The sequence below is a fragment of the Bacillus sp. FAU20 genome (assembly GCF_056033865.1).
The window spans coordinates 775,260-791,465 of record NZ_JBVYHY010000003.1 but is presented as its reverse complement, the minus strand read 5'-3'; the positions used below and the strand labels follow the sequence as shown (position 1 = coordinate 791,465).

Genomic DNA, 16,206 nt, shown 5'->3' with positions numbered 1-16,206 from the left:
AAATGCCACCGAATAAGGTGGCATTTTCTTTTATTCATTAACGAATAGCTTTTCGTTTACTATTTTAGTGACTACCACTACCAACATTAAAATGCATATTAAATATAGCATTTTCGCAATAAACAACCACCCTTGAAACATTACAATTCCATCTATTATCTCATTTCCTTTCCATAACAAAAACGGAATTGTGCTGATTATAATGACAAATTCGATGCTGAAAACCATTTTCTTTTTTCGACTATATGCTTTCCATTCATTCCAGCGATACATAGGAGCAAAAATCAATACGCCTATACATAATATAACTGGTACCCATTCACTGTTAAGAAATTGTCCTGAAATAACTGATAATAGTAAACAAACTAGCACACCATAATATCCTATTTTTTCTCTCATTCGTACTCCCCCATTCCCCTTCTCCTCAAATCCCATTTTTAGGATTAATTGTATTGTATCATCCATTTTTTATTCTTATCATTACAGTACATGAAATTTCACTTTTTTCTTTTTCCTATACTCACATACTTTCACCGCTTTCATACAATACACTACACGAATGCCTAAAGGATGTGAATGTTATGGGAGTTGAATTAACGCTATTACACGCTCTCTACATTATTTGTTTACTCACTATTATTACCTTTTTTATTCTCCGAAAAGATACGACTATCATTTGTATCGTTTTTATCTTTTTATTAGCATTAACTGCAACAAGTTCTATCCCTCTTGCCATTAGCGGAATTTTTCAAAGTTTCATTTACGCCATTACTGAGCTATTACCAACTATATTAATCATCTCCATTATCGTATCAATGAGCAATTTACTCGTTCATACTGGCATAAATGATACGATGATTTCACCATTTACAAAAATGATTCGTACACCTACACTCGCCTACTGGATTATCGGCCTTTTAATGATGACCATTTCTTTCTTCTTTTGGCCTTCTCCAGCTGTCGCCTTAATGGGAGCTATTTTATTACCGGTTGCTGTACGTGTCGGCCTTCCTCCAATTGGGGTTGCAATTGCTATGAACTTATTCGGTCATGGGATTGCTTTATCCGGCGACTTCGTTATACAAGGCGCACCAAAATTAACCGCAGACGCTGCTGGTCTCCCTGTTTCCAGCGTCGTATCTGCAAGTGTTCCACTCGTTATCGTTATGGGCGTTGTGACAACTTCCGTCGCTTTTTTCTTCTTACGAAAAGAGTTTCATACAGGCTTAGCTATACAAGAATCTATTCTATCAACTGAGTCTTCTAAAACGCTCACTTCATTATCTCCTCGCACAAAGAAATGGCTCGCTATTTGTATCTCTATCGTATATATCATTGATATCCTTTGCATGATTCAATTTCAACTACAAGGAAGCGACGCAACTGCACTTATCGGCGGAACAACTGTTATTATGATTATCATCATTTCTCTCATCGCCTACAAAGGTAATGGACTGAATAAAACGACCGATTATTTCATAGAAGGGCTCCAATTTAGCTTTAAAATTTTCGGACCAGTTATTCCTATCGCTGCACTCTTTTATTTAGGAGATAGTGGCTTTGTGAAAATTATCGGGGACTATTTACCGAAAGGTTCACACGGAATCATTAACGACTTAGGCATCGCTTTATCTCAAACTGTTCCTTTAAATCAATATGTATCGGCAGGGACATTAACCATCGTTGGTGTCATTACCGGCTTAGATGGATCAGGTTTTTCAGGTATATCACTTGCTGGTTCCATTGCCAATCTTTTTGGAACAGCACTTGGCCATGGAACAGCTACATTAACAGCACTCGGGCAAATTGCAGCTATATGGACCGGGGGCGGGACGTTAATTCCTTGGGCACTTATTCCTGCTGCTGCGATTTGTAAAGTCGATCCATTTGAACTTGCACGCCGAAACTTTTTACCGGTTGTTATCGGTTTAATTGTCACCACGATCGTTGCGATGTTTATCCTATAACGTAAGCAAGTGTTCTCTTGCTTACGTTTTTTGCTTGTACAATTCATCATGAATTATCAGTTTTCAAGAGGGATTCGTTATTACTTAGCGAAATTATATTAGGAGAGTAATTATTTCAAAACGTTTACGAGAAACAGATTACTGCAATTAGAAAAGGGGACATACCTATGAATGAATTGATTTTCGTCTTATTAATTTGTCCATTATTTATCTTTATCGTATCTGTTATTGGAACACGCAAAACGAAAACGTATTACGTAATGCCGATTGTAACGTTTGCTAGTTTTTTAATAATAGGTGTTATCGCCTTTACTCCAAAATTTTTCTTTTGGGTCGGCATGTATAGCATTTTCTCATTTATTGTTTCTTATGTGACTCTATTGTTTGTAAGAGGATATAAGCTTGCAGAAAGCACTAAGTAGTTAAGGAGATTGTAATATGATTTTCTTTAATATTGATGGAACTTTACTTGAATTTTTAACAATAATATAAAAAACGACCGCGTTCCCCCGCGGTCGTTTTTTTGTATTACGCTGTGATCCAAGCTTCGTTAGCTGGATTTTTACGCCACTCTTGTAATTTTTTCGTTTCAGCTTGTCCGATCATACCTTTTTCTGCTGCAACTTCAGTTAATGCACTGTAATCACTTAAAGAATATGATGCTACGTTAGCTGCTTCTAGCTTTTCTTTTCCTGCTTCTAGCTCGTATGTGAAGATTGATACGATTCCTAATACTTCACATCCAGCTTCGCGAAGTGCTTCTACACATGTAATTGCACTACCGCCAGTTGAAATTAAGTCTTCTACTACTACGACTTTTTGACCTTTTTCAGCTTTTCCTTCGATTTGGTTCCCTTTACCGTGCCCTTTTGCTTTACTACGTACGTAGCACATTGGTAAATCCATACGATCGCTTACCCATGCAGCGTGCGCAATACCAGCAGTTGCTGTTCCTGCAATAACTTCTACAGTTGGGAAGTGCTCTTTAATTAACTCTTCTAATCCAGCTGCAATCGCTTGACGTACTTTTGGATAAGATAAAGTTAAACGGTTATCACAATAAATTGGTGATTTCATACCTGAAGACCAAGTGAATGGATCATTCGGTTGTAAAAATACTGCTCCAATTTCTAATAAATGCGATGCGATTTCTTTTTTCATACTGTTACACCTTCCCACTGTTGTTTTACTGTTTTATACGCTTCAAGCGGATTTTCTGCTTTTGTAATACTACGTCCGACTACGATGTAACTTGAACCAAGTTCCCTCGCACGTTTCGGTGTTGCTACGCGCACTTGGTCATTTACATCATCGCTTGCAAGACGAATCCCCGGTGTTACTGTTACAAATTCATTTCCGCATACTTCACGTAATTTTGGAACTTCAAGTGTTGAACAAACAACGCCATCAAGTCCACTTTCTTTCGTTAGTTTTGCATAATGAGCAACCGCTTCTTCTAGCGTTTTCTCAATGCCAATCTCTTTTTTCATCATAGCTTCCGAAGTGCTTGTTAGTTGTGTAACTGCAATACAAATCGGTCTCTCTTTTCCTTCTTGCTTACCTTCCTCTAATCCCTCAATCGCAGCTTTCATCATGCTGCTTCCCCCAGCAGCATGAACATTTACCATATCGACATCTAGACTAGCTAAGCTACGCATAGCGCTTTTTACTGTATTCGGAATATCATGAAGTTTTAAATCTAAGAAGATCTTATGTCCCTTTTCTTTTAAGTACGTAATAATCGCAGGGCCTTCTTTGTAAAATAACTCCATACCTACTTTGACAAATAACTCTTCCCCTTCAAAGTGTTGTAAGAATTGTTCTACTTCTTGTTTCCCTGGAAAATCTAGTGCAACGATTAACGACTGTGACATGTTTGCTTCCAGCTCCTTCCTTGACATTCCGAAATGTGATCAAATCCTAACTCATCTAATAATGCTGGTAACTCTTCAATAATTGTCGGACATACGAACGGATCGATAAAGTTCGCTGTACCTACTGCAACTGCGCTTGCGCCAGCATAGAAGAATTCAATTACATCTTCAGCTGTTTCAATACCACCCATTCCGATAATTGGAATGTTAACCGCTTGGCTTACTTCATGGACCATGCGAATTGCTACTGGCTTAATCGCAGGACCTGATAATCCGCCTGTACGGTTTGCTAAAATTGGTTTAGCTGTTTTTAAATCTAGACGCATACCAAGCAATGTATTAATCATCGTTAAACCATCTGCACCTGCATTTTCAATCGCTTTTGCAATTTCCACTATGTTTGCCACGTTCGGTGACAATTTCACGTATACAGGCACTTCAGAAACCTCTTTTACTCGCTTCGTTAAATCAGCAGCAATTTCAGGATTTGTACCAAAGGCGATACCACCTGTTTTTACGTTCGGACAAGAAATGTTTAATTCTAGTGCATGGACATTAGGCGCTTTAGAAATTTCCTTCGCAACCGCTACGTAATCCTCAGCTTGTGAGCCTGCAACGTTCGCAATAATTGGAAGGTCAAATTGTTCTAACCATGGTAATTCCGAATTCATTACTTTGTCTAATCCCGGGTTTTGAAGTCCAATTGCATTTAGCATGCCGCCTGGTGTTTCAGCAACACGAGGCGTTGGATTTCCATAACGTGGTTGTTCTGTCGTCGCTTTAATCATGATTGATCCTAGTACACTTAAATCGTAAAACTGTGCATATTCACGACCAAACCCAAAGCATCCAGATGCCGGTATAATTGGATTTTTTAATGATAATCCTGGTAATTCAACTTGCAATCTGTTCATAGTACAACCTCCCCGATTGGAAATACTGGTCCGTCGCTACACACCTTCTTGTAAGAATGTCCACTTGGATCTTCTTGTAAGTGGCATACACATGCGAAACAAGCTCCAATACCACAACCCATACGCTCTTCTAATGAAATATAGGCTTTTTTCTCTTTGTAACGTCCTTCTAATGCACGAAGCATCGCTAACGGGCCACATGAGTAAAGAATATCAAAGTCGATTCCGTAATTATCAATTACATCTGTGACAAATCCTTTTGTACCGTGTGTACCGTCTACTGTCGCAACGTACGTATCACCAAGTTCTGCAAATTTTTCTTCATAGAAAACAACATCTTTCGTTTGAAAACCTAAGATGTGAATAACACGTACACCCCTTGCAACGAGGCGCTGTGATAATTCATAAAGTGGTGGTACACCAATTCCCCCGCCTACTAATAAAGCTGTTTGGCCAGCTTCTGCTTCTTCTACAGGAAAACCGTTTCCTAATGGTCCCAGTACATCTACCATTTCACCTTGTTTTCTAGTTGCTAATGTTTTTGTCCCTTGTCCTTCGGCACGATATAGCATTGTAAATTCGTTCTTCTCTTGATCTACATTACAAATACTAATTGGGCGGCGCAGAAGGGGCGCAATGCCCTCTGCTACCTTAATGTGTACAAACTGCCCTGGTTCGTTCATTTGCTGTACTAACGTTCCTTGAAGCACTAATTCGTAAATATTTTTTGCGATTTCTTTTTGGTTAACGACGATCATATTTTGCTTTTGCATCATGCATGTACCACCTCGTGACGCTTTGTTTGCGTAATTTCTTTCATTGAATGAGCTGAGAATGTCATAGATTCTAATACTCGTAAGATTGCTCTCGTTGTATCAAGTGATGTTAAGCAAGCTACACCATTTTCTACTGATTCACGGCGAATGCGGAAACCATCACGCGCTGGTTGTTTTCCTTTTGTTAATGTATTGATTACAAACTGCGCTTTTCCTTGACGGATAATATCAAGTAAGTTGTAGTCTTCAGAATCAATTTTGTTTACAACTTGCACTGGAATATTTTGCTCCGCTAACGATTTTGCTGTTCCAGCTGTTGCTAATAAGTTATAACCGATTTCGTGGAAACGTTTTGCAATTTCCATTGCCTCTTCTTTATCTTTATCCGCTACTGTGATAATTACTGATCCGTGCGTTGGGATGTTAATTCCAGAAGCAACTAATCCTTTGTATAATGCTTTTTCAAGTGTTAAGTCTTTACCCATTACTTCCCCTGTTGATTTCATTTCAGGTCCTAATGTTGTATCAACTGAGCGTAGTTTCGCAAACGAGAATACCGGTGCTTTTACATATACTTCTTTCTCTTCTGGGTGATAACCAGTTCCGTATCCTTGCTCAACTAAGTCTTGACCTAAAATAACTTTCGTTGCAACATTCGCCATAGGTACGCCCGTAATTTTACTTAAGAACGGTACTGTACGACTCGCACGTGGGTTTACTTCAATTACGTACACTTGATCTTTGAATACTACAAACTGGATATTTAGTAATCCAACAATGTTTAAACCTTTTCCAAGTGCAATTGTATGTTCAATAATTTGTTCTTTTAGTTTTTCAGATAAGCTTTGTGGTGGGTATACTCCAATTGAGTCACCAGAGTGAACTCCAGCGCGTTCAATATGTTCCATAATACCTGGAATGAATACATTCTCGCCGTCTGAAATTGCATCTACTTCAATTTCTTTACCAACCATGTAACGGTCAATTAATACCGGATGCTCCGCATGAACTTTAACTGCATTTTTCATGTAGTGCAGTAGTTCTTCTTGACGATATACGATTTCCATCGCACGTCCACCTAATACGTAAGATGGTCTTACTAATACTGGGTAACCAATTTCTTCAGCGATTGCTACCGCCTGTTCTACAGTTGTTGCTGTTTTACCAACTGGTTGTGGGATACCTAATTGTGTTAGTGCAGCTTCGAATTTATCACGATCTTCTGCACGGTCTAGATCTTCAAGTGATGTTCCTAAAATTTTCACACCGTGTTCTTCTAGTTTCGCTGCTAAGTTAATTGCCGTTTGTCCACCGAACTGAACGATAACACCTTCTGGTTTTTCTAAATCGATAATGTGCATTACATCTTCAATCGTTAATGGTTCAAAGTATAATTTGTCAGAAATACTGAAGTCTGTTGAAACTGTTTCTGGGTTGTTGTTAATAATAATTGCTTCATATCCAGCTTCTTTAATTGCCCATACTGAGTGAACTGTTGCGTAGTCAAACTCAACACCTTGACCAATGCGGATCGGACCAGATCCTAGAACTACTACACTCTTACGATCTGTTACAATCGATTCATTTTCGTCTGCATATGTGCTGTAGTAATATGGCGTTGCAGATTCAAACTCTGCCGCGCAAGTATCTACCATTTTGAATACTGGCATCATATTATTTTCTTTACGCATATCATAAATTTCGCGCTCCGTTTTGTTCCAAGCTGCTGCAATGTAGTGATCGCTGAAGCCCATTTCTTTTGCAGTTTGTAGTACTTCCATATTTCCTACATTCGCTTTTACTTCACGTTCCATATTTACGATGTTTTCAACTTTTTGTAAGAAGAAGAAGTCCATTTCACACCATTCATTGATTTCTTCTTTCGTTACACCTTGGCGAATTGCTTCTGCTACAATAAACAGTCGTTCATCATCCGCTTTAATGATACGTTTTTTCATCGTTTCTTTATCAAGTTCTTTTAAGTGGTCTAATTCTAAGTGATAAATGCCAAGCTCTAAAGAACGAACTGCTTTTAGTAATGATTCTTCTAAGTTACGTCCGATTGACATAACTTCACCAGTTGCTTTCATTTGTGTTCCAAGCGTTCTGTTCGCTGATTCAAACTTATCAAACGGCCAACGTGGAATTTTTGAAACAACATAGTCTAACGCTGGCTCGAAGCAAGCGTAAGTTTTTTGTGTTACTGGGTTTACGATTTCATCTAACGTTAAACCGACTGCAATTTTTGCTGCTAATTTCGCAATTGGATATCCAGTTGCTTTAGATGCTAGTGCAGATGAACGACTTACACGTGGATTTACTTCGATTACATAGTATTGGAAGCTATATGGATCAAGCGCAAGCTGAACGTTACATCCGCCTTCAATTCCTAGTGCACGAATAATTCGTAATGAAGTGTTACGTAACATTTGATATTCACGGTCGCTTAGCGTTTGGCTCGGTGCTACTACAATCGAATCACCTGTGTGAACACCAACTGGATCGATGTTTTCCATGTTACATACTACAATCGCGTTATCATTTGAATCACGCATTACTTCATATTCAATTTCCTTACAGCCAGCAATACTTTTCTCTAATAAACATTGTGTTACTGGACTATGTTTTAAACCGCTTGTTACGATTTCAATTAGCTCTTCTTCGTTATGGCAAATTCCGCCGCCCGTTCCTCCTAATGTGAACGCTGGTCGAACGATTACTGGATAACCAATTTCATTTACAAATCCATATGCTTCATCAAGGTTATGAATAATTTCACTTGGTGGTGTTGGTTCATTTAAATCTTGCATTAATGTACGGAATAAATCACGATCTTCCGCTTGCTCGATTGCTGATAATTTTGTTCCTAAAATTTCAACTCCGCACTCGTCAAGTACGCCTGATTTTGCAAGTTCAACAGCCATGTTTAAACCTGTTTGACCACCTAATGTTGGTAGGATTGCATCAGGACGTTCTTTACGAATAATACGGCTTACGAATTCTAATGTTAATGGCTCGATGTATACTTTATCTGCTGTTGCAGTATCCGTCATAATTGTTGCTGGGTTAGAGTTAACAAGGATTACTTTGTAACCTTCCTCTTTAAGAGATTGACAAGCTTGTGTGCCAGAGTAGTCAAACTCCGCTGCTTGCCCAATTACAATTGGTCCTGATCCGATTACTAAAATTGTGTTAATGTCTAGGCGTTTTGGCATAACTCTTCCCCTTCTTTCTTGAAGTTTTCAATCATTGTTAAGAAATCTTCGAATAAATCATTTGCATCTTCTGGTCCCGCTGAAGCTTCTGGATGGTATTGTACTGTAAATGCTGGGAACTTCTTATGACGAAGACCTTCTACCGTTCCATCGTTTAAAGCAACATGTGTAATTTCAAGATCTGTATTTTCAACTGATTCTTCTTCTACTGCGTATCCGTGGTTTTGAGATGTAATTGCTACTTTTCCAGTTGCAAGATTTTTTACTGGATGGTTTAAACCACGGTGACCAAATTTCAACTTACTTGTATTTGCACCTGATGCTAGAGCGAACAATTGATGTCCTAGGCAAATTCCGAATAAAGGAACTTTACCGATAATGTCTTTTAACATTTCAATTGCTTCTGGTACATCTTTCGGATCTCCAGGTCCATTACTTAACATAATTCCATCTGGGCTAAGGCGTAAAATTTCTTCTGCTGTTGTGTTGTAAGGAACTACAATTACATCACAGTCACGCTTATTTAATTCTCGTAAAATACCATGTTTCATACCGAAGTCTACTAGTACAACTCGGTGACCACGACCTGGGCTTGGGTATGGATCTTTCGTTGATACGCGTTTTACATGATCTGTAAATACTGTCGCTTTTAATTGGCTTACAATGTACTCTACATCTGCATCCATGTTACAAAGGCGTCCGCGTAATGTACCGTATTGACGAATTTTTCTCGTTAATTTTCTCGTATCAATCCCTGCTAATCCTGGAATATTTCTTTCTTTCAAGTAATCATTTAACGAAATTTCATTACGGAAGTTTGATGGGTGATCACAAATTTCGTTTACGATTAAACCATTTACAGATGGGTGAATGGATTCAAAATCGTCACGGTTAATGCCGTAATTTCCGATTAATGGGTACGTGAATGTTACGATTTGACCGCAATATGATGGATCAGATAATGTTTCTTGATATCCAGTCATTCCTGTTGTAAATACAACCTCACCTGACTTTTCGATTTCGCCTCCGAAACCTGTTCCAATTAATACTGTTCCATCTTCTAAGATAAGTTGTCTTTTCATACTAATGCACTCTCCTTTTGCCATGCGATCTTACCACCAACGATTGTCATTACCGGCCATCCTTGGCATTTCCAACCTGCGAATGGTGTATTTTTTCCTTTTGATAAGAATGTTGTTGGGTCAATCTCTTCTTCTTGTTCTAAATCAATGATTGTAATATCAGCTGCTCTACCTTCTTTTAGGCGACCTGCTTCTAAGCCGAATGTATCAGCTGGCTTTTCTGTTAAGAATTGAATTAACTGTTCTAGCGTAATGACTCCCTTTTTCACAAGGTTTGTGTATAGAAGCGGGAATGCTGTTTCAAAACCAGTAATTCCAAACGGTGCTCTTTCAATTCCTTGTGCTTTCTCTTCCGCTGTATGCGGTGCATGGTCAGTTGCGATCATATCGATCGTTCCATCTAATAAACCTTCAATTAATGCTGCATGGTCTTCTTTTCCACGAAGTGGTGGGTTCATTTTAAAGTTAGGATCAGCTGATGGGATATCATCTTCACATAACACTAGGTGATGCGGTGTTACTTCTGCTGTTACTTTAATTCCAGCGCGTTTCGCATCACGGATTACACGTACAGAACCTTTCGTACTTACGTGACATACGTGATAGTGGCAATCTGCTGCTTCAGCAAGCAGTATATCCCTTGCAATATGTACAGATTCACATACTGATGGGATACCGTTTAATCCGTGTTTCTCAGAAAACTTCCCTTCATGTACACAACCTTTATTAATAAGCGTATTCTCTTCACAGTGCGCAACTACTGCCATATCTAATTTTGCTGCACGTTTCATAGCCGCTAACATCATGCTCGCATCTTGTACGCCTACGCCGTCATCTGTGAAAGCAAATGCTCCAAGTTCTTTTAATGTTTCGAAATCTGTCATTTCAGAACCAGCTTGACGTACTGTAATTGCTCCGTATGGTAGTACGTTAACATGAGCTTTTTCTTCAATACGTTTTTGCAAGTCTTCCATATGTTCTCTGCAATCTGGTACCGGGCGTGTATTTGGCATTGCGCAAATTGTAGTGAATCCACCTTTTGCCGCTGCTAGTGTACCTGTTTCAATTGTTTCTTTATGTTCACCACCTGGTTCACGAAGATGTACGTGTACATCTACTAATCCAGGTGCGATTAACTTTCCGTTCACATCGATTACTTCAGCATTATCTGCCGTAATATTTTCTGCTACCTTAGCGATTTTACCGTCTTGTACGAGAAGATCCGTTGCTACGATTTTTCCTTCTTCATTCATATAACGACCATTTTTAAACAAATAATTCATGTTTCATTCCTCCTAATACATTTGGTAAGGCGCGTTTTAGTACAGCCATTCTTACGTAAACTCCATTTTCCATTTGTTTAAATATGCGTGAACGCTCACACTCAACAAGTTCACTTGCAATTTCAACATCACGGTTTACAGGAGCTGGATGCATAATAATGCTTCCTTCTTTCATACGCTTTTCTCTTTCTACTGTTAATCCGTGTTTCTCATGATATTCTTTCATAATGTCTGTTTCATAATGATCATGACGCTCATGTTGTACACGGAGTAACATCATTACATCAACTTCTGGAACAAGTTCATCTAATGGTTTGTATGTTCCAAATGTGTTGTCTTCATCTTTCCACTCTTCTGGACTTGCAAAGTAAATCGTTGCACCAAGCTTCGTTAATGCTTCTGCATTAGAACGTGCTACTCGGCTATGACGAACATCTCCTACTATTGCAATCTTCAAACCTTCAAATCTTCCAAACTCTTGTTTAATTGTAAGAAGGTCCAGTAGGCACTGTGTTGGGTGGTTTCCGCATCCATCTCCAGCGTTTAAGATTGGAATATTCACCTGATCTTTTAGTTCATCGAAGTAGCGATCTTGCTCGTGGCGGATGACCACTGCTTTTGTTCCGATTGATTCTAGTGTTCTTATCGTATCGTATAGAGTTTCTCCTTTTTGTACGCTAGATGCATCAGCTGAAAAGTTTAAAACATCAAGTCCTAATCTCTTCTCAGCAACTTCAAAGCTAAATCTCGTTCTCGTACTATTCTCAAAGAACAAGTTCGCAACAAAAGTTTGCTCTGTCGTTTTGCTCTCTTTTCCATCCGCAAAATCTTCTGCATCTTTTAGGATTTCTGAAATTTCTACTTCCGATAATTCACTCATCGTTAACAAATGGCTCATCGTCATCCCTCATCTTTCTGATTTTTATGTTACCACTTTTGAATTTTTATAACAACCTTTGCATAAAAATACCCTAGTCATGTGAGACTAGGGTGCAAGAAAGAAGCCACCCTTTTCGGTCTCACAGGACTGAATTAAAAGGTTATTATTATGAAGCAATCTGCTTAGATTGTTTTATTTGTTTCGTTTCCGGTAGTAGTAGATTTAACAGTACACCTACAATTGCTGCTAGTGCCATTCCTTCTACTTGGAATGATTCTCCTACGTGAAGTACCGCTCCACCAATACCGATTACTAATATTACTGATGCAATCATTAGGTTTCGTTTGTCACTTAAATCTGTTTTATCATCTACCATCATGCGTAATCCGCTTGATGCGATTACACCGAATAGTAAGATTGATACACCACCCATAACTGGTGTTGGAATCGAATGAATCAGTGCAGAAATCTTACCGATAAATCCGAACATGATTGCGAATACTGCTGAACCGATGAATAAGTATACACTGTATGCTCTCGTAATTGCTAGCACACCGATGTTTTCACCATACGTTGTATTTGGTGGCCCACCGATTAGTGACGCGATTAATGTTGCTACTCCGTCACCGAAGATTGAACGGTGTAAACCTGGTTTTTCAATTAAATCTCTTTTAATAACATTTCCAAGAACAATTTGATGTCCGATATGTTCTGATATTGTTACTAGTGCAACTGGTACCATCAAGAGTACAATCTTCCATGAAAACTCTGGTGTGTATGTTACAAATGGTACTGTGAAATCTGGTACAACAAACCATTTTGCCTCAGCTACCGGCTTTAAGTCTACTAGCCCTTGGAAGTAAGCGAAGATATATCCGCCGATAATGCCAAGTAACACTGGTATTATACTGAAAAATCCTCTTCCAAATATCGAGCATATAATTGTAATTGCTAATGTTACTAACGCTACTGAAAAATGTGTAAAGCTATATTTGCCATCCGCATCGTTCATCGCCATGTTAACTGCTGTATGTGCTAAAGCTAGACCGATTACCATTACTACTGGACCAACTACGATTGGTGGTAGTAATTTCATAATCCACTCTGATCCTGATTTCTTAATTCCGAGTGAGATTAAAATGTACACAAGTCCTGCTAGCAAACCACCAAGCATTGCCGCTCCCGGTCCACCTGCCGTTTTGGCTGTTATAATCGGTGCGATAAAGGCGAATGATGATCCTAGATAAGCAGGTACTTGGCCTTTCGTTATAAGAAGGAACGCTAACGTTCCTAATCCACTTGATATTAATGCTACTGATGGATTCAATCCTGTTAAAAATGGAACAAGCACTGTTGATCCAAACATCGCGAACAAATGTTGTATACTTAAAAATAACCATTTTCCCGGTTTCGGTACTTCATTAACGTCTAACACTGGCTTTTGTTCCATTGTTACATCCTCCTTCAGTTTAAATCTTTGCAATAAAAAAACTCTTTGTGCCTGTGCACAAAGAGTCCTACACTTTCGTATGCCAAATTTGACATATGAAAGCCAAGACCCTTTGGCAGCCTCACAGGACTACATTTAAAAGGGCTTTACTTATCGTATATGCTTACTCGATCTTGTTGATCTGTCTCTTGCAAATCAACTTCGATACGCTCTTCACTTGATGTTGGAATGTTCTTCCCTACATAATCAGCGCGAATTGGTAATTCGCGATGACCTCTATCAACAAGAACCGCCAATTGGATTTGAGATGGTCTACCTAAATCCATAAGAGCATCCATTGCTGCTCGAACTGTTCTTCCTGTATATAATACGTCATCCACAAGGATAACTTTTTTCTTCGTAATATCTACAGGGATATCAGAACCCTTTACAAGTGGTTCTTTATTTTTCGATTGTAGTGTTAAATCATCACGATATAACGTAATGTCTAACTCTCCAACTTCCATTTCTTTTCCTTCAATTTGACCAATTCGTTCTGCCAAACGTTGTGCAATAAAAATTCCACGAGTTTTAATTCCGACAAGAACACAATTATCGACACCTTTATTTCGTTCCACGATTTCATGACTAATTCGTGTTAAAGCGCGGCGAATCATTTGGTCATCTAAAACGACAGCTTTCTCTTGCATGCTCTACACCTCCAAGCTTTTTTCTTGCGTGAGAGTAATGGTATAAAAAAAGTCCTCTCAGCGTGTGCGAGAGGACTTTTGAAAAAAGGGTACAACATACCCTAAGTATTTCAAACCGTTACCTTCTCAACCTCACGGGGCTGTGTTAAAGGATCATTATTTAACTGTTGTCAGTATCTCAGTTTTCTTATGATTTGTCAATACTATTTTCGTAAAATATTTAATGCGTCTTCAAACACTTCTGGAATTGGTGCCTCAAACTGAATATATTCACCAGTACGAGGATGATCAAAGCCTAAAATACCCGCATGAAGTGCTTGTCCATTCATATCTAACGTTTTCTTCGGACCATACTTCGGATCTCCTGCAAGTGGATAGCCAATATATTTCATATGAACACGAATTTGGTGCGTACGTCCCGTTTCTAAGCGACATTCTACAAGTGTAAAGTCTTTAAAGCGTTCTAACACTTGGAAGTGCGTAACAGCGTTCTTACCATTTTCATCAACTGTCATACTTTGACGCTCTTTCTTATCACGAGCAATCGGAGCATCAATCGTTCCCTTATCATGCGGAATCACACCGTGTACAATCGCTTTATAACGTCTCGTTACTGTTTTTGCTACAAGCTGATTTACAAGCGATTCATGTGCCATATCATTTTTAGCAACCATTAATAGTCCAGATGTATCTTTATCAATACGATGCACGATACCTGGACGCATTATACCGTTAATGCCTGATAAGTCTGTACAATGGTGCATGAGGCCGTTTACAAGTGTACCACTTGTATGCCCTGGTGCTGGATGTACAACCATACCACGTGGCTTATTTACAACAAGCACATCTGCATCTTCATAATAAATTTCTAAATTTAAATCTTCTGGTTGAATATCTAACTCTTCTGGTTCAGGAATTGTTACTGTAATTTCATCTTCTTCTTTTACTTTATAATTTCCTTTTACAGCTTTCCCGTTTACTGTCACAACGTCATCTTTAATCCATTGCTGCACTTGCGTACGTGACCATTCGTTATTTATCCCTGCAACGAATTTATCAATTCGCTCGTTTTTTTGCTCTGCTGCAACTGTTACTTGTACTACTTCACTCATTCAATTACTCCTTCGCTTTCTTGCCTTCTAATAATGTTTGAATAATAATTAATACAACACCAATACATAATGCTGAATCAGCTATATTGAATACTGGATAGTTGTACGAGAAAATATACACGTGAATGAAATCCACTACTTCTTGTCTAAATACACGATCAATAAAGTTACCAATTGCCCCGCCCAAAATTAGGCCTAACGAAATACCTAGAAGCTTGTCTGTTTTCGCATACTTTTTCATATAAAATACAATAAATACTACAAAAACAACTGTAATAATGTAGAAGAACCACATTTTATTTTCTAAAATACCCCAAGCAGCACCTCTATTTCGATGTGATGTTATGTATAATACATTGTCGATAATCGGAATACTCGTACCCAATTCCATGTTCTTTACAATTAACCACTTCGATATTTGATCGATAGCAATGACGAATAACGCTATTACATAATATATCATTTTCATTTCCCCCACAAAGACAGTGTACCTCAAAATTTTAGCATAGCTGCTACCTTTTCACAATGAACCTTTATAGAAGAATAAAATAAATTAAAAAAAGGTAATATAATATCGTTGTGCGTATTCATACATTTACCTTTTCATAGAAGAATTCATGAATCGTACGGGCAGTCGGCATTGTCTTCATTTGCTTTGTCGAAATTAATCTCCCCGTCTCTTCACAAATACCATACATGTCTATTTCCATCTTAAATAATGCGCGTTCTACATCCTTTAAATCCTCTTTTATATCATGTAATAGCAATTTTTTCTTTATCTCTTCCTTAATTTCATATCCAAGTTCTTGGCTGAACTCGACATCATATTTGTGCATTACTTCTTTAGCTAGTCTCTCTTGCAACTCTTTTCTCATCAATTGCAATTCTTCTTTTATTTCCATGTAAATTTCATTCACGTGTACATTCCTCCTAGCTGTAATGTACAGTTAGTGTGTCCGAAATT

16 protein-coding genes are annotated in these 16,206 nt (G+C 38.4%); 2 read left to right on the top strand and 14 right to left on the bottom strand.

From position 1 onward, the window contains the following. Nucleotides 1-30: 30 nt before the first annotated feature. A complete protein-coding gene (locus tag AC0OM3_RS04605) occupies nt 31-399 on the bottom strand; it encodes a YoqO family protein (protein WP_002181188.1) in 369 nt (122 codons plus the stop codon). A gap of 182 nt (nt 400-581) precedes the next feature. On the opposite strand from AC0OM3_RS04605, the gene AC0OM3_RS04600 reads away from it, so the two are divergent. Next, nucleotides 582-1,967, top strand: coding sequence for a hypothetical protein (locus AC0OM3_RS04600; RefSeq protein ID WP_474211122.1), 1,386 nt, complete (start codon nt 582-584; stop codon nt 1,965-1,967). A gap of 167 nt (nt 1,968-2,134) precedes the next feature. After that, on the top strand, nt 2,135-2,389 hold the full coding sequence (locus AC0OM3_RS04595) for a YbeF family protein (RefSeq protein ID WP_001003920.1): 255 nt from the start codon (nt 2,135-2,137) through the stop codon (nt 2,387-2,389). A gap of 106 nt (nt 2,390-2,495) precedes the next feature. On the opposite strand, the gene pyrE is transcribed toward AC0OM3_RS04595, so the two are convergent. The 13 genes from pyrE to AC0OM3_RS04530 all read right to left on the bottom strand — a co-directional run bounded on the left by pyrE (nt 2,496) and on the right by AC0OM3_RS04530 (nt 16,159). Further along, entirely contained in the window at nt 2,496-3,128 is a 633-nt protein-coding gene (gene pyrE, locus AC0OM3_RS04590) for an orotate phosphoribosyltransferase (RefSeq protein WP_000711449.1), read from the bottom strand. Further along, nucleotides 3,125-3,841, bottom strand: a complete 717-nt coding sequence (pyrF, locus tag AC0OM3_RS04585; RefSeq protein WP_000083512.1) for an orotidine-5'-phosphate decarboxylase — start codon at nt 3,839-3,841, stop codon at nt 3,125-3,127. The genes pyrE and pyrF overlap by 4 nt, the downstream gene beginning before the upstream one ends. Continuing rightward, nucleotides 3,826-4,755, bottom strand: a complete 930-nt coding sequence (gene pyrD, locus AC0OM3_RS04580) for a dihydroorotate oxidase B catalytic subunit (protein ID WP_001081049.1) — start codon at nt 4,753-4,755, stop codon at nt 3,826-3,828. Before pyrD ends, pyrF begins: the two co-directional genes overlap by 16 nt. Beyond that, entirely contained in the window at nt 4,752-5,531 is a 780-nt protein-coding gene (gene pyrK / locus AC0OM3_RS04575; protein ID WP_000983365.1) for a dihydroorotate oxidase B electron transfer subunit, read from the bottom strand. The genes pyrD and pyrK overlap by 4 nt, the downstream gene beginning before the upstream one ends. Further along, nucleotides 5,528-8,746: a carbamoyl-phosphate synthase large subunit gene (carB, locus tag AC0OM3_RS04570; RefSeq protein WP_001126102.1), complete on the bottom strand. Its 3,219-nt coding sequence runs from the start codon at nt 8,744-8,746 to the stop codon at nt 5,528-5,530. Before carB ends, pyrK begins: the two co-directional genes overlap by 4 nt. Then, nucleotides 8,731-9,828, bottom strand: a complete 1,098-nt coding sequence (locus AC0OM3_RS04565) for a carbamoyl phosphate synthase small subunit (RefSeq protein ID WP_000828680.1) — start codon at nt 9,826-9,828, stop codon at nt 8,731-8,733. The genes carB and AC0OM3_RS04565 overlap by 16 nt, the downstream gene beginning before the upstream one ends. After that, nucleotides 9,825-11,111: a dihydroorotase gene (gene pyrC, locus AC0OM3_RS04560; protein ID WP_001108367.1), complete on the bottom strand. Its 1,287-nt coding sequence runs from the start codon at nt 11,109-11,111 to the stop codon at nt 9,825-9,827. The genes AC0OM3_RS04565 and pyrC overlap by 4 nt, the downstream gene beginning before the upstream one ends. After that, nucleotides 11,095-12,009: an aspartate carbamoyltransferase gene (pyrB, locus tag AC0OM3_RS04555; protein WP_474211121.1), complete on the bottom strand. Its 915-nt coding sequence runs from the start codon at nt 12,007-12,009 to the stop codon at nt 11,095-11,097. The genes pyrC and pyrB overlap by 17 nt, the downstream gene beginning before the upstream one ends. Before the next feature lie 148 nt (nt 12,010-12,157). Next, complete coding sequence (uraA, locus tag AC0OM3_RS04550) at nt 12,158-13,441, bottom strand: uracil permease (RefSeq protein WP_000435923.1); 1,284 nt, start codon at nt 13,439-13,441, stop codon at nt 12,158-12,160. Nucleotides 13,442-13,587: 146 nt separating this feature from the next. After that, complete coding sequence (pyrR, locus tag AC0OM3_RS04545; RefSeq protein ID WP_001156491.1) at nt 13,588-14,130, bottom strand: bifunctional pyrimidine operon transcriptional regulator/uracil phosphoribosyltransferase; 543 nt, start codon at nt 14,128-14,130, stop codon at nt 13,588-13,590. 203 nt (nt 14,131-14,333) lie between these two features. Next, on the bottom strand, nt 14,334-15,242 hold the full coding sequence (locus tag AC0OM3_RS04540; RefSeq protein ID WP_000005828.1) for an RluA family pseudouridine synthase: 909 nt from the start codon (nt 15,240-15,242) through the stop codon (nt 14,334-14,336). A 4-nt stretch (nt 15,243-15,246) separates the two neighbouring features. Next, nucleotides 15,247-15,705 (bottom strand): lipoprotein signal peptidase LspA, encoded by a 459-nt coding sequence (lspA, locus tag AC0OM3_RS04535; RefSeq protein WP_000642180.1) that lies wholly within the window; start codon nt 15,703-15,705, stop codon nt 15,247-15,249. Between the two features lie 124 nt (nt 15,706-15,829). Continuing rightward, complete coding sequence (locus tag AC0OM3_RS04530) at nt 15,830-16,159, bottom strand: TraR/DksA C4-type zinc finger protein (protein ID WP_001002956.1); 330 nt, start codon at nt 16,157-16,159, stop codon at nt 15,830-15,832. Nucleotides 16,160-16,206 lie beyond the last annotated feature (47 nt).